This window comes from Halomonas sediminis (genome assembly GCF_044871105.1).
Lineage (GTDB): Bacteria > Pseudomonadota > Gammaproteobacteria > Pseudomonadales > Halomonadaceae > Vreelandella > Vreelandella zhuhanensis.
In genome coordinates, this window is record NZ_CP085246.1 from 3,071,581 (window position 1) to 3,091,143 (window position 19,563).

At 56.9% G+C, this 19,563-nt stretch carries 15 protein-coding genes and 3 rRNA genes; 10 read left to right on the top strand and 8 right to left on the bottom strand.

Annotation, left to right across the window (positions count from 1 at the left end; all coding sequences use genetic code 11):
- Nucleotides 1-168: 168 nt before the first annotated feature.
- On the top strand, nt 169-1,230 hold the full coding sequence (gene hisC, locus LG290_RS14495; RefSeq protein ID WP_499835400.1) for a histidinol-phosphate transaminase: 1,062 nt from the start codon (nt 169-171) through the stop codon (nt 1,228-1,230).
- A 244-nt stretch (nt 1,231-1,474) separates the two neighbouring features.
- Here hisC and rrf read toward each other — a convergent pair.
- From rrf to tyrS, 4 genes are all read right to left on the bottom strand, one after another.
- Nucleotides 1,475-1,590 (bottom strand): 5S ribosomal RNA (gene rrf, locus LG290_RS14500).
- Nucleotides 1,591-1,681: 91 nt separating this feature from the next.
- Nucleotides 1,682-4,572: ribosomal RNA gene (locus tag LG290_RS14505) — 23S ribosomal RNA — on the bottom strand.
- Nucleotides 4,573-4,788: 216 nt separating this feature from the next.
- Nucleotides 4,789-6,322: ribosomal RNA gene (locus tag LG290_RS14510) — 16S ribosomal RNA — on the bottom strand.
- The 16S, 23S and 5S rRNA genes sit together here, the layout of an rRNA operon.
- A 470-nt stretch (nt 6,323-6,792) precedes the next feature.
- On the bottom strand, nt 6,793-7,992 hold the full coding sequence (gene tyrS, locus LG290_RS14515; protein WP_499835401.1) for a tyrosine--tRNA ligase: 1,200 nt from the start codon (nt 7,990-7,992) through the stop codon (nt 6,793-6,795).
- Between the two features lie 120 nt (nt 7,993-8,112).
- On the opposite strand from tyrS, the gene LG290_RS14520 reads away from it, so the two are divergent.
- A complete protein-coding gene (locus LG290_RS14520; RefSeq protein WP_499835402.1) occupies nt 8,113-9,261 on the top strand; it encodes an anhydro-N-acetylmuramic acid kinase in 1,149 nt (382 codons plus the stop codon).
- 1 nt (nt 9,262) lies between these two features.
- Here LG290_RS14520 and LG290_RS14525 read toward each other — a convergent pair whose 3' ends face one another.
- Both LG290_RS14525 and LG290_RS14530 read right to left on the bottom strand, forming a co-directional pair.
- Nucleotides 9,263-10,429: a PilT/PilU family type 4a pilus ATPase gene (locus LG290_RS14525; protein WP_499835403.1), complete on the bottom strand. Its 1,167-nt coding sequence runs from the start codon at nt 10,427-10,429 to the stop codon at nt 9,263-9,265.
- A 42-nt stretch (nt 10,430-10,471) separates the two neighbouring features.
- On the bottom strand, nt 10,472-11,506 hold the full coding sequence (locus tag LG290_RS14530; RefSeq protein WP_499835404.1) for a type IV pilus twitching motility protein PilT: 1,035 nt from the start codon (nt 11,504-11,506) through the stop codon (nt 10,472-10,474).
- A gap of 35 nt (nt 11,507-11,541) precedes the next feature.
- Here LG290_RS14530 and LG290_RS14535 point away from each other — a divergent pair, with 35 nt between their 5' ends.
- The 6 genes from LG290_RS14535 to LG290_RS14560 all read left to right on the top strand — a co-directional run bounded on the left by LG290_RS14535 (nt 11,542) and on the right by LG290_RS14560 (nt 16,085).
- A complete protein-coding gene (locus LG290_RS14535; RefSeq protein WP_499835405.1) occupies nt 11,542-12,246 on the top strand; it encodes a YggS family pyridoxal phosphate-dependent enzyme in 705 nt (234 codons plus the stop codon).
- A 78-nt stretch (nt 12,247-12,324) separates the two neighbouring features.
- The gene (gene proC, locus LG290_RS14540; RefSeq protein WP_499835406.1) at nt 12,325-13,149 is read left to right on the top strand and encodes a pyrroline-5-carboxylate reductase; all 825 of its coding nucleotides are present in this window, start codon (nt 12,325-12,327) and stop codon (nt 13,147-13,149) included.
- Between the two features lie 48 nt (nt 13,150-13,197).
- Nucleotides 13,198-13,791, top strand: coding sequence for a YggT family protein (locus tag LG290_RS14545; RefSeq protein ID WP_499835407.1), 594 nt, complete (start codon nt 13,198-13,200; stop codon nt 13,789-13,791).
- A gap of 30 nt (nt 13,792-13,821) precedes the next feature.
- Nucleotides 13,822-15,006: a homoserine O-succinyltransferase MetX gene (gene metX / locus LG290_RS14550; RefSeq protein WP_499835408.1), complete on the top strand. Its 1,185-nt coding sequence runs from the start codon at nt 13,822-13,824 to the stop codon at nt 15,004-15,006.
- Nucleotides 15,006-15,602: a methionine biosynthesis protein MetW gene (metW, locus tag LG290_RS14555; RefSeq protein WP_114486833.1), complete on the top strand. Its 597-nt coding sequence runs from the start codon at nt 15,006-15,008 to the stop codon at nt 15,600-15,602. Before metX ends, metW begins: the two co-directional genes overlap by 1 nt.
- Nucleotides 15,603-15,629: 27 nt before the next feature.
- Nucleotides 15,630-16,085: a DUF4426 domain-containing protein gene (locus LG290_RS14560; protein ID WP_499835409.1), complete on the top strand. Its 456-nt coding sequence runs from the start codon at nt 15,630-15,632 to the stop codon at nt 16,083-16,085.
- Here the strand turns inward: LG290_RS14560 and sfsA are convergent.
- Both sfsA and LG290_RS14570 read right to left on the bottom strand, forming a co-directional pair.
- On the bottom strand, nt 16,057-16,824 hold the full coding sequence (gene sfsA, locus LG290_RS14565) for a DNA/RNA nuclease SfsA (protein ID WP_499835410.1): 768 nt from the start codon (nt 16,822-16,824) through the stop codon (nt 16,057-16,059). The two genes, LG290_RS14560 and sfsA, sit on opposite strands and share 29 nt — an antisense overlap.
- A complete protein-coding gene (locus tag LG290_RS14570; RefSeq protein ID WP_499835411.1) occupies nt 16,824-17,984 on the bottom strand; it encodes an aminotransferase class I/II-fold pyridoxal phosphate-dependent enzyme in 1,161 nt (386 codons plus the stop codon). The genes sfsA and LG290_RS14570 overlap by 1 nt, the downstream gene beginning before the upstream one ends.
- Before the next feature lie 151 nt (nt 17,985-18,135).
- Between LG290_RS14570 and dksA the strand changes: the two genes are divergently transcribed.
- Nucleotides 18,136-18,573 carry an RNA polymerase-binding protein DksA gene (gene dksA / locus LG290_RS14575; protein WP_114486795.1) on the top strand — a complete coding sequence of 146 codons (438 nt, stop codon included), beginning with the start codon at nt 18,136-18,138 and terminating at the stop codon, nt 18,571-18,573.
- 87 nt (nt 18,574-18,660) lie between these two features.
- The gene (gene gluQRS, locus LG290_RS14580) at nt 18,661-19,560 is read left to right on the top strand and encodes a tRNA glutamyl-Q(34) synthetase GluQRS (protein WP_499835412.1); all 900 of its coding nucleotides are present in this window, start codon (nt 18,661-18,663) and stop codon (nt 19,558-19,560) included.
- The last annotated feature ends 3 nt before the right edge of the window (nt 19,561-19,563 follow it).

A 19,563-nucleotide genomic window follows, 5' to 3' on the forward strand; every position in this document is an offset into this window, starting at 1 on the left:
ATTGTTCGTTACGTGATACGTAACTCACAGTTAGGACAGCATAACTGCTACAAGGTGCAACGCACAGCCTCCATGTTTCATTCGCTCCTATCGATATTAGCCTGCTTGCGCTTGGATAAGCTTCAGGCGACCATATCTACCAATCAGCTTTTTCACTCGGGACAATTTATGAGCAAACTTTGGAGCCCGGAACTCTGGGCGCTTACTCCTTATGTTCCCGGCGAGCAGCCGCGTGAACGTTTGGTCAAATTGAATACTAACGAGAACCCATACCCTCCGGCCCCTGGAGTGGAAGTGGCTCTGCGCAACTACCCTGCCGATCATCTTCGTCTGTACCCTGACCCAACATCGTTAGCATTGCGTCAAGCCCTGGCTCGGGTGCACGCAGTGGAACCAGCCCAAGTATTTGTTGGCAATGGATCGGATGAAGTGTTGGCTTTTGCATTCCAAGCTTTTTTTCGCCATGGCAAGCCTGTCGATGTGCCATCGATTACTTACAGCTTCTATCCCGTTTATGCCAAACTTTACGCAATCGAACTGAGAGCACACCCACTCACTGCTTCCTGGGAAGTCAATTTCTCGGCTCTTGCGGCTGACAGCAAGCGCAGTGGCATTATTTTTGCCAACCCCAATGCACCGACAGGCCATGCTCATTCGCTTGAGGCTATCTCCGCCTTACTCGATAAAATCACTGACAATGTGGTAGTTGTCGATGAAGCCTACGTGGATTTCGGTGCAGAAAGTGCAGTAGCGCTGGTTTCACGTTATCCAAACTTATTGGTTACAAGCACCTTCTCCAAGTCACGCAGTCTGGCAGGATTGCGTCTAGGCTACGCTATCGGCTCGCTTGAATTAATCGAAGGCTTGCAGCGCGTAAAGGATTCATTCAATTCCTATCCAGTAGATAGCCTGGCAAGTGCTGTAGGCATTGCAGCCCTTGAAGATGACGTGCACTTTACCGCTTGCCGTGAACGCGTCATGACGACTAGAGAGCGTACACGCCAACGTTTGGAAGCCTTGGGGTTTGAGGTACTGCCTTCAAAAGCTAATTTTGTCCTCACCCGCCATCCAGAGATGGAAGGTGCTCAATTATTTGCTGGTCTTCGTGAGCGAGGCATTCTGGTGCGACACTTCAACACGCCCAAACTCAGTGATTTCTTGCGTATTACCATAGGAACAGAGGATGAAATGGATAGCCTGATGGAGGCACTCGAGGTACTTTGTGCATGAGGATTCTAGAGAGAGATTTCAAGCACTTCTATATAACCAGTAGGTGGTGCTAAATCGTCTGTCACAGCTTCGCACAAGTACACCTTTCTTATCCTTTGTAGTGGTCCAATGAACATCTCCCGGCCTGCCCGCCATGAGCAACAGGCCGGGAGACCGGCTATAAATAAAAACCTCCGGGCATCCTTTTTCGGGCACAAAAAAACGCCCCTGCGGCAAGGCCGTGGGGGCGTTTTTTCGAATAGGTGCCTGACGATGACCTACTCTCGCATGGGGAGACCCCACACTACCATCGGCGCGGAACGGTTTCACGACTGAGTTCGGCAAGGGATCAGGTGGTTCCCGGACGCTATGGTCGTCAGGCAAAACTTTAATGTCTATCATGCTGAGGGCACGTCGCCTGGGCGACGGGCTGATTGTCTGTTGTCCTGCGATCAGACCCCTTGGGTGTTATAGGGTCAAGCCTCACGGGCCATTAGTACACGTTAGCTCAACGCCTTGCAGCGCTTCCACACCGTGCCTATCAACCAGCTGGTCTCGCTGGGCCCTTCAGGAGGCTCAAGGCCTCGGGGACGTCTCATCTTGAAGGGGGCTTCCCGCTTAGATGCTTTCAGCGGTTATCCCGTCCGACCATAGCTACCCGGCAATGCCACTGGCGTGACAACCGGAACACCAGAGGGTCGTCCACTCCGGTCCTCTCGTACTAGGAGCAGCCCTTCTCAAACGTCCAACGCCCACGGCAGATAGGGACCGAACTGTCTCACGACGTTCTAAACCCAGCTCGCGTACCACTTTAAATGGCGAACAGCCATACCCTTGGGACCGACTTCAGCCCCAGGATGTGATGAGCCGACATCGAGGTGCCAAACACCGCCGTCGATGTGAACTCTTGGGCGGTATCAGCCTGTTATCCCCGGAGTACCTTTTATCCGTTGAGCGATGGCCCTTCCATACAGAACCACCGGATCACTAGAACCTGCTTTCGCACCTGCTCGACGTGTCTGTCTCGCAGTCAAGCACCCTTATGCTCTTGCACTCAATGCACGATGTCCGACCGTGCTGAGGGTACCTTCGTGCTCCTCCGTTACGCTTTGGGAGGAGACCGCCCCAGTCAAACTACCCACCACACACTGTCCTCGATCCCGATAAGGGACCTGAGTGAGAACGCCAATGATGCCAGGCTGGTATTTCAAGGTTGGCTCCCCCCGAACTGGCGTCCGGGGTTCCTAGCCTCCCAGCTATCCTACACAGGCAACATCAGCGTCCAGTGTGAAGCTATAGTAAAGGTTCACGGGGTCTTTCCGTCTAGCCGCGGGTACACCGCATCTTCACGGCGATTTCAATTTCACTGAGTCTCGGGTGGAGACAGCGTGGCCATCATTACGCCATTCGTGCAGGTCGGAACTTACCCGACAAGGAATTTCGCTACCTTAGGACCGTTATAGTTACGGCCGCCGTTTACCGGGGCTTCAATCAAGAGCTTCGCCCGAGGGCTAACACCATCATTTAACCTTCCGGCACCGGGCAGGCGTCACACCCTATACGTCCGCTTGCGCGTTGGCAGAGTGCTGTGTTTTTAATAAACAGTTGCAGCCACCTGGTATCTTCGACCGGTTCGGGCTCAGGGAGCAAGTCCCGTCACCCTACGCCGGCGTGCCTTCTCCCGAAGTTACGGCACCATTTTGCCTAGTTCCTTCACCCGAGTTCTCTCAAGCGCCTTGGGATTCTCTCCCTGACCACCTGTGTCGGTTTGGGGTACGGTCGCACATGATCTGAAGCTTAGAGGCTTTTCCTGGAAGCGTGGCATCAGTGACTTCCTGACCGTAGTCAGTTCATCTCGTGTCTCGGCGTTAAGGTCCCGGATTTGCCTAGGACCTCGGCCTACTCACTTTCACCAGGACAACCAACGCCTGGCCCACCTAGCCTTCTCCGTCCCCCCATCGCAATCATGTCCGGTACGGGAATATTGACCCGTTTTCCATCGACTACGCCTTTCGGCCTCGCCTTAGGGGCCGACTCACTCTGCTCCGATTAGCGTCGAACAGAAACCCTTGGTCTTCCGGCGAGGGCGTTTTTCACGCCCTTTATCGTTACTCATGTCAGCATTCGCACTCGTGATACCTCCAGCAGACTTCTCAATCCACCTTCATCGGCGTACACGACGCTCCTCTACCGCGCATTCCTAAGAACGCACCCGTAGCTTCGGTACCTGGTTTAGCCCCGTTACATCTTCCGCGCAGGCCGACTCGACTAGTGAGCTATTACGCTTTCTTTAAAGGGTGGCTGCTTCTAAGCCAACCTCCTAGCTGTCTGAGCCTTCCCACATCGTTTCCCACTTAACCAGGATTTGGGGACCTTAGCTGACGGTCTGGGTTGTTTCCCTTTTCACAACGGACGTTAGCACCCGCTGTGTGTCTCCCACGCTGCACTCACCGGTATTCGGAGTTTGCCTCGGGTTGGTAAGTCGGGATGACCCCCTAGCCGAAACAGTGCTCTACCCCCGGTGGTGATACATGAGGCGCTACCTAAATAGCTTTCGAGGAGAACCAGCTATCTCCGGGCTTGATTAGCCTTTCACTCCGATCCACAAGTCATCCAAATCTTTTTCAACAGATCCTGGTTCGGGCCTCCAGTTGATGTTACTCAACCTTCACCCTGCTCATGGATAGATCGCCCGGTTTCGGGTCTATTTCCAGCGACTAGCGCGCCCAGTTAAGACTCGGTTTCCCTACGGCTCCCCTATACGGTTAACCTCGCCACTGAAAATAAGTCGCTGACCCATTATACAAAAGGTACGCCGTCACCCAACAAGTGGGCTCCGACTGCTTGTACGCACACGGTTTCAGGATCTATTTCACTCCCCTCTCCGGGGTTCTTTTCGCCTTTCCCTCACGGTACTGGTTCACTATCGGTCAGCCAGGAGTATTTAGCCTTGGAGGATGGTCCCCCCATGTTCAGTCAAGGTTTCTCGTGCCCCGACCTACTCGATTTCACGTGATCAGATTTTCGACTACGGGGCTATCACCCGCTACGGCCAAGCTTCCCAGCTTGTTCGCCTAATCAGTCACACGCTTAAGGGCTGGTCCCCGTTCGCTCGCCGCTACTAGGGGAATCTCGGTTGATTTCTTTTCCTCAGGGTACTTAGATGTTTCAGTTCCCCTGGTTCGCCTCGTACACCTATGTATTCAGTGCACGATACTCATCTTGTGATGAGTGGGTTTCCCCATTCAGAAATGCCCGGGTCACAGGTTGTTTGCCACCTCGCCGAGCCTTATCGCAGGCTGCCACGTCTTTCATCGCCTCTGGCTGCCTAGGCATCCACCGTGTGCGCTTCATTGCTTGACCCTATAACCCGAAGGAGTCTGGGTCGCAATGACAACATGCAGAAGACTTGCGTCTTCTGCGTTCATCAGCATGATATACATTGTTAAAGAGCGACTGCTGATAAGCAGTGAAAAAGCATCTATCGCTAACCGCTTAGATGGTTGTTCACTGCTTACTCTCAGCGTCTTGATCAGGTAATTCATTGTGAGCGCTTGCCGCAAGGGCTGACGTGTCGTTTAAGGAGGTGATCCAGCCGCAGGTTCCCCTACGGCTACCTTGTTACGACTTCACCCCAGTCATGAACCACACCGTGGTGATCGCCCTCTTGCGTTAGGCTAACCACTTCTGGTGCAGTCCACTCCCATGGTGTGACGGGCGGTGTGTACAAGGCCCGGGAACGTATTCACCGTGACATTCTGATTCACGATTACTAGCGATTCCGACTTCACGGAGTCGAGTTGCAGACTCCGATCCGGACTGAGACCGGCTTTCTGGGATTCGCTGACTCTCGCGAGCTCGCAACCCTTTGTACCGGCCATTGTAGCACGTGTGTAGCCCTACCCGTAAGGGCCATGATGACTTGACGTCGTCCCCACCTTCCTCCGGTTTGTCACCGGCAGTCTCCTTAGAGTTCCCGGCATGACCCGCTGGCAAATAAGGACAAGGGTTGCGCTCGTTACGGGACTTAACCCAACATTTCACAACACGAGCTGACGACAGCCATGCAGCACCTGTCTCTGCGCTCCCGAAGGCACACCAGAATCTCTTCCGGCTTCGCAGGATGTCAAGGGTAGGTAAGGTTCTTCGCGTTGCATCGAATTAAACCACATGCTCCACCGCTTGTGCGGGCCCCCGTCAATTCATTTGAGTTTTAACCTTGCGGCCGTACTCCCCAGGCGGTCGACTTATCGCGTTAACTTCGCCACAAAGTGCTCAAGGCACCCAACGGCTGGTCGACATCGTTTACGGCGTGGACTACCAGGGTATCTAATCCTGTTTGCTACCCACGCTTTCGCACCTCAGCGTCAGTGTCAGTCCAGAAGGCCGCCTTCGCCACTGGTATTCCTCCCGATCTCTACGCATTTCACCGCTACACCGGGAATTCTACCTTCCTCTCCTGCACTCTAGCCTGACAGTTCCGGATGCAGTTCCCAGGTTGAGCCCAGGGCTTTCACAACCGGCTTATCACGCCGCCTACGCGCGCTTTACGCCCAGTAATTCCGATTAACGCTCGCACCCTCCGTATTACCGCGGCTGCTGGCACGGAGTTAGCCGGTGCTTCTTCTGCGAGTGATGTCTTTCCTGGCGGGTATTAACCGCCAGGCGTTCTTCCTCGCTGAAAGTGCTTTACAACCCGAAGGCCTTCTTCACACACGCGGCATGGCTGGATCAGGGTTGCCCCCATTGTCCAATATTCCCCACTGCTGCCTCCCGTAGGAGTTCGGGCCGTGTCTCAGTCCCGATGTGGCTGATCATCCTCTCAGACCAGCTACGGATCGTCGCCTTGGTGAGCCATTACCTCACCAACCAGCTAATCCGGCATAGGCTCATCCGATAGCGCAAGGCCAAAAGGCCCCTGCTTTCTCCCGTAGGACGTATGCGGTATTAGCCTGAGTTTCCCCAGGTTATCCCCCACTACCGGGTAGATTCCTATGCAGTACTCACCCGTCCGCCGCTCGTCAGCGCCCCGAAGGGCCTGTTACCGCTCGACTTGCATGTGTTAGGCCTGCCGCCAGCGTTCAATCTGAGCCATGATCAAACTCTTCAGTTTCAAATCATTGTGATCCTTGCCTGTCACTCGAAAGTCACAGAAGTGGATCAAACTTGGCTCAAGGTTCAAACGATTTCATTCAACACAGGTTCCGAAAAACCTTATTGCTTGAGTCGCTTGCCTTGATTTTCGGTGACATTGTCACCCTCATCGGCAAGCGCCCACATGAATTACCTGATCAATTGTTAAAGAGCATCTCGCGGTCGCTGTCCGGCTTGCGCCTCATCAGCACCCGGCGAGGAAGACGTATTCTACGCCGTTAACCGAGAATGTCAAGGACCGATTGAACTGAAGGCGATCATTTCATCTCCTTCCTTCGGCGAGCCAGGCTTTGAAAAAAAGCGCTAACCCCTTGACACTGCTTGCTTTTCAGCAAGCTCCACCGCTGGAAACGCCTGGCGTTCCCGGCAGCGGATGCGTACTCTACCCCCTGGCCGGGACACTGGCAAGCCCTAGGGGGTAAAAAAACTTCAGCGGACACTGACACGGGCATAACGCTTCTTGCCTGCCTGGATGACATAACTGCTTCCCACCTCAAGCATATGGTCGCGCTCGATCACCTCGCCATTCACCTTGACTCGTCCATTGCCCAGCATATCCTTGGCTTGAGCACTGTTGTTGGCAAGGCCTGCGCGGTTGAGTACGGCAGCAATCGGCACTCGATCAATACCTTCGAAGTCCACCTCGACTTCCGGAAGGTCTTCCGGGAGCTCGCCTTCGGCCAGCTGATTGCCGGAAAATTTATGTGCATTGGCTGCGGCTTCTTCGCCGTGATAACGACCAATCAATTCACGTGCCAGGGTCATCTTGATGTCTCGCGGGTTCGCTCCGGCCTCGACGTCACCCTTGAGCCCTTCGATTGCCTCGTTGGATTTCAGCGAAAGCAATTCGAAATAACGCCAGATCAAGCTGTCAGGCATCGACACGAGCTTGTTGAACATTGAGCCTGGCGATTCATCGACTCCCACATAATTGCCCAACGACTTGGACATCTTCTGCACGCCGTCGAGACCTTCAAGCAACGGCATCGTGATGACCACCTGGGGTTCTTGGCCAAAATGTTTCTGGATCTCGCGCCCCATCAATAAATTGAATTTCTGATCAGTGCCCCCCAGTTCCACATCGGCTTTCAACGCCACGGAGTCATAGCCCTGGACTAGCGGGTAGAGAAACTCATGGATTGAAATGGATTGCCCAGATTTATAGCGTTTCTCGAAATCATCCCGTTCAAGCATACGTGCCACAGTTGTCTGGCCGGCAAGTTCGATCATATCCGCCGCACTCATCGCCGAGAACCACTCAGCATTGAATCGCACTTCGGTCTTTTCCGGGTCGAGAATCTTGAACACTTGCTCTTTATAGGTCTGGGCGTTGGCTTTAACTTCTTCTTCGGTGAGCGGCTTGCGTGTGACGTTCTTGCCGGTGGGATCGCCGATACGCCCGGTGAAATCCCCAATCAGGAAAATCACTTCATGCCCCAATTCCTGGAACTGGCGCATCTTGGTCAGCAGCACGCTATGCCCCAGGTGCAGATCGGGTGCCGTAGGATCGAACCCCGCCTTGATGCGCAGCTTACGCCCGGACTCAAGCTTTTTTCTTAACTCATCTTCCAGCAAGATTTCTTGCGTACCGCGCTGCAATAGCGCCAAGGCCTGTGCCACCTCACTCATTAGATGCTCTCCAGTTTGACCATGTTGCCCGCCAAGGCGGTTCAAGGGATAAATAGCGCATGATGTTACCATGTCAGACCCCCATGGTTGAGCCTACGGACAGCAGGAATGACACTACCGATGCCACAAGATCCAACTCACTACTATATAGGACTGATGTCCGGCACCAGTATGGATGGAATCGATGCCGCCCTCGTGGCCATTCGCAACAATACGCCTCCTGAGCTGATTGCCACCCATGACGAAGGCATGCCGGACGCCTTACGACGGTCGTTGCTTGAACTCTGCCATGCCGACCAGACAAGCTTTGCCCAACTGGCCGAGGCCGAAACCGCTTTTTGCGAGCTTCAAGGTAAGGCGATACGCAAAGTGCTGTCCAAAGCCAACATGAAGAGCGAACGCATTACCGCCATCGGCAGCCATGGCCAGACGATTGAACATGCGCCTTACGGTCATGGCGAGGGACCGCCGTACACCTTGCAGCTGGACAACCCCAGCCTGCTAGCAGAATTGACGCATTGCACGGTAGTCGCCGATTTTCGCCGCCGTGATCTCGCCGCAGGCGGGCAAGCCGCGCCCTTGGCTCCCGCGTTTCATCAAGCTGTCTTTGCCGCAGACGAGAAGCACCACCTGGTGCTCAATCTGGGCGGCTTTGCCAACATTACCTGGCTTGCCCCGCGAGACAGCGATATTGCTCCCCTGGGATTTGATACCGGCCCGGCCAACGCATTGATGGATGCCTGGCACGCCTATCATCACCCTGGCGAGCGCTTCGACAAGGATGGCGCCTGGGCGGCGTCAGGCAAGCTCGATGAAACGCTACTGGAACGCCTGCTGAGCGAGCCTTTCTTCCATCGACCACCGCCACGTAGCACCGGCCGCGAAGTGTTCAATATGGACTGGCTGATGACGCACCTCAGCGGTAACGAAGCACCGCAAGATGTCCAGGCTACCCTGGCTGAACTGACCGCCACCAGCGTGGCTCTCGGCGTAGAAATGGCCAGAGAAGAACTGGACGCCCCGCCGGCTGCAACATTGATCGTATGTGGTGGGGGCGCTCACAATACTCACTTGCTCGCTCGCCTAGGCCGGCGAATGCCCGAAACAGCGCTGGTCGAAAGCACCGATTGGGGTTGGCCCGCCGACTGGATAGAAGCCGGCGCTTTTGCCTGGCTGGCTCATCAGCGGCTTGCACAATTGCCCGGAAACCTGCCGTCGGTAACCGGCGCCAAGGGCTTACGCGTATTGGGAGGAATTTATTCAGCCTGAGTCAGAAATCGTCTTCATCACGCAGGGCCAGACCACTGGGGGCATTATCCACCGAGGAACCCCCTCCTTCCTCCGCTTCGCCATACTTGATCATCATGCGCAGTTCATTGGCGGAGTCGGCATGCGATAGCGCGACCTCAGCACTTATCTTTTGCTCGCGATACAAGTCATACAGGGCTTGGTCGAAGGTCTGCATGCCCATATCTCGCGCACCGGCCATGGCTGACTTGATGTCGCCAGCATTGCCCTTGCTGATCAGATCGGCGATGCGTGGCGATTGCAGCATGATTTCGATTGCCGCGCAGCGCCCACCGTCTCGGGAAGGCAACAACTGCTGAGCGATGATCGCACGCAGGTTCAACGACAGATCCATCCAGATCTGCTGGTGACGCTCGTGGGGGAAGAAATTGATAATCCGGTCCAGCGCCTGATTAGCATTGTTGGCATGCAGGGTAGCCAGGCACAGATGCCCTGTCTCGGCAAAGGTCAGCGCATGTTCCATGGTTTCACGGGTACGAATCTCGCCGATCAGAATCACGTCCGGCGCCTGACGCAGGGTATTTTTCAGCGCCACTTCAAAGGACTCGGTATCAATCCCTACTTCACGCTGATTGACGATGGCCTTCTTGTGCGGATGAAGGTATTCGATCGGGTCTTCCACACTGATGATGTGGCCGCCTATTGTTTCGTTACGCTGCTGAATCATCGATGCCAGCGTGGTCGATTTACCCGTGCCGGTTCCCCCCACGACCAGCACCAGCCCGCGCTTGGCCTGCGCCAGCTCAGCCAATTGCGGCGGCACGCCCAGGGCCTCAAGCTCCGGGATCTCCAGCGAGATACGCCGGACCACCATCGCCAGCTGATTGCGCTGCTGAAAGGCACTGACGCGAAAACGCCCTTTTTCCCCAAAACTCAGCGCAAAGTTGGCTTCACGCTCCTGTTTGAAGCGTTCACGTAACCCTTCGGGAACGGTGACGCTAACCAGCTCGTTCACTTGATGACTCGACAAACGCTGCTTGCCCAGCGGCACCACCCCTTCGGCCATCTTGAGACTCGGTGGTGCATCCACCGAAATCAACAGGTCCGAGGCCTGCTGAGCCACCATGATATCCAGTAATTGGTGCAGCCATTGCGTTGCCGTCACACGGTCGGCTTGCGATTCACTCATGCTCTCTCCCCTTGCGTTTCATCGCAGTTAATCAACCGAAATCTACAAAGCAAGCTCACCTTTGGCTCGCGCCTGGGCGGCTTCCACACTCACCAGCCCCTCTTTAGCCAAACGTGCAAGAGACGAATCCAGGGTCTGCATGCCCAAGTTCCCCCCGGTCTGAATGGCGGAATAAATCTGCGCCACCTTGTCTTCACGGATCAAGTTACGCACTGCCGCAGTAGCTATCAGAATTTCGTGAGCGGCCACCCGACCGCCGCCTTGACGCTTGAGCAGTGATTGCGACACTACCGCCTGCAAGGATTCCGAGAGCATCGAGCGCACCATGGCTTTTTCCTCGCCGGGAAACACATCGATGATTCGGTCAATGGTCTTGGCCGCCGAGGTGGTATGCAGCGTACCCAGCACCAAGTGGCCGGTTTCGGCTGCGGTCAGGGCAAGGCGGATTGTTTCCAGGTCACGTAGTTCCCCCACCAGGATTACATCGGGGTCTTCACGCAAGGCGCTGCGCAGAGCTTCGGCAAACCCATGCGTATCGCGATGCACTTCGCGCTGGTTGATCAAGCAGCGTTTGCTGGTATGCACGAATTCCACCGGGTCTTCAATGGTGAGAATATGCTCGTAGCGATTGTCATTGATGTAGTCGAGCATTGCCGCCAAGGTGGTACTTTTGCCCGAGCCAGTAGGTCCGGTTACCAGTACCAGTCCGCGTGGCAGCATGGCGAGTTGTTCAAACGTGGTGCCCAGTCCCAACTCCTCCATGCTCAAGACCTTGCTGGGAATGGTACGAAAGACAGCGCCAGCGCCCCGGGCCTGGTTGAAAGCATTGACACGAAAGCGCGCTACCCCTGGCACTTCGAAGGAGAAATCGACTTCCAAGTGCTCTTCGTAGTCACGGCGCTGTCGATCGCCCATGATGTCGTAGATCAGTTTCCGGACCTCAGTATTGTCCATGGCGGGCACATTGAGACGGCGAATATCGCCATCAACGCGTATCATCGGTGGCAAACCTGCCGAAAGATGCAAGTCCGAGGCATTCTGCTTTGCCGAGAACGCCAGCAGTTCGGTAATATCCATGTCACTTTCCCAGCTGCGGTAAGGTTGCCTTGAGTATGACAGACATCACACTCCCAGCGTCACTCGCCAGTGCTCGCGAACGCCTTCACCTTGCTCTGGAGCAAGCCGGGCGCCCTCTCAATGCAGCGCGACTTCTGGCGGTGAGCAAGACCAAACCTGCCGAACTGATCCGCCAGGCCCGGCAACTCGGCCAACGAGAATTCGGTGAGAACTATCTTCAGGAAGCCTTGGAGAAGCAGACGCAACTTGCCGACCTTGACGACATCATCTGGCATTTTATCGGCCCTTTGCAGTCCAACAAAACGCGTGCCGTGGCCGAACATTTTGCCTGGGTGCACAGCGTCGACCGTGAAAAGATTGCCCGGCGTCTCAATGAGCAACGACCGAAAAATCTGCCCCCTCTGAATGTATGCTTGCAGGTCAACATCAGTGCGGAGCCCTCGAAATCCGGGGTTAGCCTTGAGGCGCTTCCCGACTTGGCTCGGGAAGTCGCCAACTTGCCCAACCTGCGGCTACGCGGCCTGATGGCCATTCCCGCCCCGACAAACTCCTTGGCGGAACAACGCCGACCTTTTGCAAGGCTGCGCCATGCGCTGGAGCAGCTACAGCAAGCGCTTCCCGAAACACCCTTGGACACGCTCTCCATGGGCATGAGTGACGACCTGGAAGCCGCGGTCCAAGAAGGTGCCACGCTGGTTCGGCTGGGAACCGCGATTTTCGGAGCGCGCGAGACGCATTAACATAGTTCGTCAAGACCACAGCCAAACGCTCGGCTTTGCGCCGACTCGCTAACGACTCGACACAGGACACAGCACTTCATGGCGACCCAGATTACCTTTATCGGTGCCGGCAACATGGCCGGTGCCATCATCGGCGGCTTGATCGACAGCGGCATGGCGCCCTCCTCGATTACTGCCACCTCACCCAGCGATGCTGCGTTGGCGCCGGTCAGTGAACGCTTCGGCATCAACACTCAGACCGACAATTCAACCGCCGTGGCCAACGCTGATGTGGTGGTGCTGGCGGTCAAGCCGCAAATCATGCGCGACGTATGCGAGAAGATGCGTGACAGCATCCAGCATCAGCGGCCCTTGATCATCTCGATTGCCGCCGGGCTCGATGCCACCACCATCGACACCTGGCTGGGCGGCGGCCTGGCCGTGGTACGCTGCATGCCCAACACCCCTTCATTGGTTGGGTGCGGCGCCAGCGGCCTCTACGCCAACGCAGCGGTCAGCGAACAACAGCATCAGACCGCCACTCAACTGATGGAAGCCGTGGGCCTGGTGGAGTGGGTGGAAGAAGAACACTTGCTCGACGCCGTCACCGCGGTTTCCGGCAGCGCGCCGGCGTATTTTTTCTTGATGTTCGAAGCCATGGAAGCCGCCGGGATCAAGCTCGGTTTGCCTGCCGCCACGGCTCGCCGGTTGGCGATTCAGACCGCCCTGGGTGCTGCCCGCATGGCACAGCAAAGTGAGCACGACCCCGCCACGCTGAAGAAAAATGTCATGTCTCCCGGTGGCACCACCGAACGGGCCATCGAACATATGGAAAATGCCCAGCTGCGCCAAACCATTCAAGACGCCATGGATGCCTGCGCTCATCGCGCTCAGGAAATGGGCAAAGAGCTTGCCGGTAAATAAGCACCTGGTGCCAAATAAGCCAACGGACGACTGTAACGGAGGAGCCTCATGGGCAACCAATTGGGAAGCGCCGGGTTGATGCTGGTCAATACCCTGATCAATATTTACCTGTTCTTGTTGATGCTGCGCTTTTTGCTGCAAGCCTCACACGCCGATTATTACAACCCGATCAGCCAGTCGGTGGTCAAGCTCACACAGCCGGTGGTCGGGCTCTTTCAGGGCTTTCTCGGCCCGGTAGCCGGGCGCTTCGACCTAGCCACGCTTGCCGCCGGTTTCGTACTCAAGGTCATCAGTATCGTGGTGATCTTTCAAGTGATCGGCGTGGGATTGCCGCCAATCGGCGGCTTGGTCATCGCCGGTGTGGCAGCCTTGGCCAATGCCATTTTGAAGATCTATTTCTTCGCCTTGATCGTGATGATAATCCTGAGCTGGGTGGCGCCCAATGCCAGCCATCCCGGCGCATTGCTGGTCATGCAATTGGTCGAACCCATCATGGCGCCGGTACGCAAGGTGATTCCACCGCTGGGCATGATCGATCTCTCCCCCATCGTGGTGTTCATCCTCATCAACTTGATTGATGGCCTGGTGGTTGGATCCTTGATTCGCGCTGCCGGCATTTCCGGCTCCTTGGTGGGCCTGTGATTCGACTTATCAGTGGGACATACATTTTCGATGCCTGATTCACACCCAAGTGCCGTCACTGAACCGATACCGGCCGACTCCGTCGGTCTGATAACCCCAGAGGTAGCACACTTCGACACGCCTCTGGCGCTAGCCTGCGGCAAGGTGCTTCCGGCTTATGACCTGGTTTATGAGACCTACGGCACCTTGAATGCGCAGCGCAACAATGCGGTATTGATCTGTCACGCGCTGTCCGGCCATCACCATGCCGCCGGCTATCACTCCCTGGAAGACCCTAAACCAGGTTGGTGGGATGCGCATATCGGCCCCGGAAAATCGATCGACACCAACCGATTTTTCGTGGTGTCGCTCAACAACCTCGGCGGTTGCCACGGCAGTACCGGCCCGGTCAGCCATAACCCGGAAACCGGGCGCCAGTGGGGGCCGGACTTTCCCATGGTCACGGTCAGCGACTGGGTCAATAGCCAGGTACGCCTGGCCGACTACCTAGGTATCGAGCGCTTCGCCGCGGCGGTGGGCGGAAGCCTGGGCGGCATGCAGGTCATGCAATGGACAACGGCCTACCCGGAACGGGTAGCCAATGCGGTGGTGATCGCCGCCACACCACGCCTTTCGGCCCAGAACATTGCCTTCAACGAAGTGGCTCGCCAAGCCATTCGCTCGGACCCCGAATTTCACGATGGCTGGTATGCCGAGCATGACACCGTACCCAGGCGCGGCCTCAAACTGGCGCGCATGGTGGGGCATATCACCTACCTTTCCGAAGATGCCATGGGCACCAAATTCGGGCGGGACCTACGCACCAATGACCTGAATTTCGGCTATGAGGTGGAATTTCAGGTGGAGTCCTACCTGCGCTATCAGGGTGACACTTTTTCCAATTCCTTCGATGCCAACACCTACCTGCTGATGACTAAGGCACTGGATTATTTCGACCCTGCGGCGATCCACTGCGGTGATCTGGCGCGCGCTCTGGCCCCGGCACAGTGTCCGTTTCTAGTGGTCAGTTTCACTACCGACTGGCGCTTCCCCCCTCCGCGTTCGCGCGAATTGGTCGATGCCATGGTGAGTGCCGGAAAACCCGTGAGCTACGTCAATATCGACTCACCTCACGGCCATGACGCCTTCCTGCTGCCGGAAACGCGTTATCAGGCGATTTTCAGTGGCTACATGTCACGTGTGGCCCGTGATCTCGGCATTAGGGAGGCAAGATGATGCGTGCGGACCTGGAATTGATCTACGACTGGGTACCGCAAGGGGCTCATGTTCTCGACCTGGCTTGCGGCGACGGCACACTGCTGGAGACGCTCTCACAACAGAAAAACGTTTCGGGTTACGGTCTGGAGATTGCGCCGGATGGCATTACCGCCTGCATCGCCCGGGGGGTTAGCGTCATCGAGCACAACCTGGACGATGGCCTTGGCGCTTTCGCCGACCAAAGCTACGATCTGGTGATCATGACGCAAGCGCTCCAGGCCCTGCGCCGCCCGGATAAGATGCTCGATGAAATGCTGCGCGTTGGCAAAGAGGGCATTATCACTTTCCCCAACTTCGCCTACTGGCGGCATCGCGTCCATTTGGGAATTCGCGGCTACATGCCGGTGTCCAAATCACTGCCCCACGCCTGGTACGACACACCCAACATCCATCTCTCCACCTTCAATGATTTTGAACACCTGTGCCGTGACAAGGGTCTGATGATTGTCGATCGCGCCGTGGGTGTGGGAGACCACCGCGGTCACTGGACATCGCGACTGTGGCCCAACCTGTTTGGTGAAATCGCCATCTTCCGGGTCTGCCAGCGCACCTAACTCAATCCTTACAGGAGCAACACCCTCATGCTGCGACGTTTCATGGCTTGCGCCGGCCTTGCCGTTAGCTTGACGCTTGGGCTAGGCAGTCACGCCCTTGCCCAGCAATACACTCAGGTAGGCGATTACGAGATTCATTACAGCGCCGTCAATACCAGTTTCCTGACGCCGGAAGTTGCCCAGGCTAACAACATTCAGCGTAGCCAAGGCATCGCCTTGCTCAATGTCAGCGTACTTGAAACACAACCTGACGGGAGTAGCCGCCCGGTCAGCGCCAGCGTTCAAGGCAGTGTCAGCGGCTTAACCGACACACCGCGCAACCTGGCATTTCGCACGGTTCACGACGGCGATTCCACTTATCAGCTGGCAACGTTCCGTATTCAGGAAGACGAACCCATGCGCTTCGACCTGGACGTACGTTACGATCGCAATCAGGCCCCGGCGGAAGTCAGCTTCATTCAGCGATTTTACCTGAATCGCTGAACCCCGGCCCGGCGACCCGCACCGGCAAGGCCCGTTCCAGTGAAATACTGATGGGCCTTGGCCCCTCTCGTGTCACGCTGATGCCATAAGCCAGTATCTCCACACCGCTGGCTGCCGCCTCGCGTAAAGCCACCGCGTAGGCGGCATCCAGATGCGCCGCCGGCGCCACATCCTCAATGCCCTCATGGGCCACGCAAAACACCAATACCGCCCGCTCCCCCTGGCGTGCCAGAGCGCTCAATGCCTTTAAGTGTTTGGTACCGCGCACACTGATGGAATCCGGAAAATAGCCATGATCATCGGTTTCCTTGAGGGTTACCTGCTTGACCTCCACGTAGGCGCTACCGCGCTGCGGATCATCCAGTTTGAAATCCAGCCGTGAATCCGCCACTTTCACTTCCCGATGCAAGCTGGCATAGCCACGTAACGGCGCCAAATGCCCGGCAAGCAAGGCTGCTTCGACGATACGATTGGCGCGGCCGGTATGCACCGAGGCGAGCGCCAAGCTGCCGTCGGTTTGTGACAGCTCGATCAACTCCCAGGTCCAGGCCAACTTGCGTTTGGGATTATCGCTGGGCGAGAGCCATACCCGACAACCCGGCACATTGACCGCGCGCATGGAGCCGGTATTGGGACAGTGCGCCACTACTTCGCGTCCATCATCCAGGCGCACATCGGCCAGAAACCGCTTATAGCGCTTGAGCAGCACGCCCGGAACCAGTTCAGGATAGACCAGCATTACAGCCGGCCCACGAAGCGGCTTAGACGCGAGACGGCTTCTTCCAGGCGCGCCACCTCATTGGTGAAGGCGATTCGCACATGGTGCTCACCCCCCCGCACGGCGAAATCGATACCCGGGGTAATCGCCACGTTTTCTTCTTCCAATAAGCGTTCACAGAAAGCTTGGCTGTCGCGGCTGTAGCGCGAGATATCCAGCCATAGATAAAACGCCCCCTGAGGCGGCAAGGACGGCGCCAACCCCAGCGGCACCAAACCAGCCAGTAGCGCATCGCGGCGAGCTTTCAGCGTTTCTCGGCGGGTTTCGAGAATCGCGCGACACTCCGGGGTAAACGCAGCCAAAGCGGCATACTGCGCCGGTGTGGAAGCTGCCAGGAAGACATTCTGCGCCAGCCGAGTCAACGGCTCAACGGCAGCTTCCGGCGCCACCAACCACCCCAGGCGCCAACCGGTCATGCCGAAATATTTGGAGAAACTGTTGACCACGAAGGCGTCCGGCGTCAATGCCGTGGCCGAAAGCGGGGCGTCATCGTAATTCAGCCCCTGATAAATCTCATCGACCACCAACTCCCCACCCTTGGCGAAGACCCCTTCGGCCACGGCGTTGAGCTTAACGGCATCCAGGGTGTGACCGGTGGGGTTGGAGGGGGTGGCCAGCATCGCCAAACGGGTGGAGGTCTGCCAATGCTGTTGGATAAGCTCGGCATTCAGCTGCCAGCCGCTTTCCGGCCCTACCGAGACGGTATCCACCTCGGCACCGGCCAGTGCCATGAAATGCCGGTTGCAAGGGTAGTTGGGGTCGGCCATCAACACCCGGTCACCAGGACCCGCGAGCAATTGGCTCGCGAGCAGCAAGGCGCCGGAAGCCCCCGGAGTCACCAGGATTCGCTCGGGAGCCACTGTGGCAGCGAAATGCTCGGCATAGTGGCGTGAAATCGCCTCACGCAAGGCAGGAAGGCCGGCTGCCGGCGTATAACGCGTGCGCCCCTGCGCCAGGGCCTGCTGTCCGGCAGCCATCACCGGTGCCGGCGTGGCGAAATCCGGCTCGCCGACTTCAAGGTGAATCACATCATGCCCCGCCGCTTCTCTGGCCTGGGCTAATTCCAGTAAATGCATGACCCGAAAAGGGGCAACAAGATTGACGCGTGGATTCCAGGCCATGACGGCCTCCTTTTGGATAATAAACTAACGTATTAAATACATCATTAGGCTTGCAAAGCCTGTGTTTTTCAGATAAACAAGCATCCCTTTGGCGTGAGATCATTGACGCGTCGATGATTGATCAGCAGTCACTTACGTAAGAGGCAGTCCCATGCCAGTAGCGGAAAAGCAACAGGAAGCGTCCAAGCCATTCACCCCTTACCAGCCGGCACCGGGTGAAGAATACATGAACGAGCAGCAGCTGGAACACTTCCGGCAGCTCTTGTTGGATTGGAAGCAGGACCTCATGGAAGAAGTGGATCGCACCGTGCGCCACTTGCAGGAAGATGCCAACAATTACGCCGACCCCGCAGACCGCGCGACTCAGGAAGAAGGTTTCAGCCTGGAATTGCGCACCCGGGATCGAGAACGCAAACTACTCAAGAAGATCAACGAAACGCTGGATAAGATCGACGAAGACGATTACGGCTTCTGCGAGGCATGTGGCGTGGAAATTGGTATTCGACGCCTGGAAGCAAGGCCCACAGCCACGCTGTGCGTTGATTGCAAAACCTTGGCCGAACTCAAGGAAAAGCAGCTAGGCAGCTAAGCTTATCCTTGAATGTTGATCGCTTGCACGGGCACCTCAGGGTGCCCGTTTGCATGTTACTCCGAACGCATCAAACGAGGACAGCGCATGCCTCACACCGCCGGTTATCGCGGCCGCTTCGCGCCCACGCCTTCCGGCCCGCTGCACTTCGGTTCGCTGGTAGCCGCCCTCGGCAGTTATCTCGATGCTCGCGCCGTGGGAGGGAAATGGTTTCTGCGCATCGAGGATATCGACCCGCCCCGCTGCCCGCCAGGGGCTGCCGATACGATCCTGCGTCAGCTCGAAGCGTTCGGCCTGCACTGGGATGGTTCGGTGAGCTATCAAAGCCGTCATGAGGCGGCGTATGCCGCGTCACTCCTGCGCCTTGAACATCTTGGCCTGGCCTATCCTTGCAGCTGCTCACGCAAGCAGTGGCGCCAGTACGCCATCTACCCCGGCTGGTGCCGTGACGGCGTTCGTGAATCTGGCAAACCGGTGGCCTGGCGCCTGCGCAGCGACCTGGGATTGCGCCCCGTAGAGTGGCACGACCGTTTATTCGGCACGCAGTCCTTCGATCCCGCCACCCTGGGCGATGTGGTGCTCAAACGTAAAGACGGCCTCTGGGCTTATCAGCTGGCCGTGGTGGTCGACGACGCCGAGCAACACATTACCCATGTGGTGCGGGGGCTGGACCTGCTCGACAACACGCCCTGGCAGCGTCAGTTGCAAGAGGCGCTGGGGTTTGCCGAGCCCCGTTACTTGCACTTGCCCTTGATCGTGAGCACCGAAGGGCAGAAGCTTTCCAAACAGAACCTGACGCCGGCATTGCCGGAAGAAGGTGACGCCGTTCGCAGCCGGCTGTTTCAAGCCTTGCAGGTGCTGGATCAAGCGCCGCCTATGACACTTGCCGGGGCATCGGTTGAATCCCAGCTTGAATGGGCGATCTCCCATTGGTCGGTTTCTCGCCTGAGCGCCACCCCTTCCCGCCCATGGAAGCACTCGGAGTAAGTG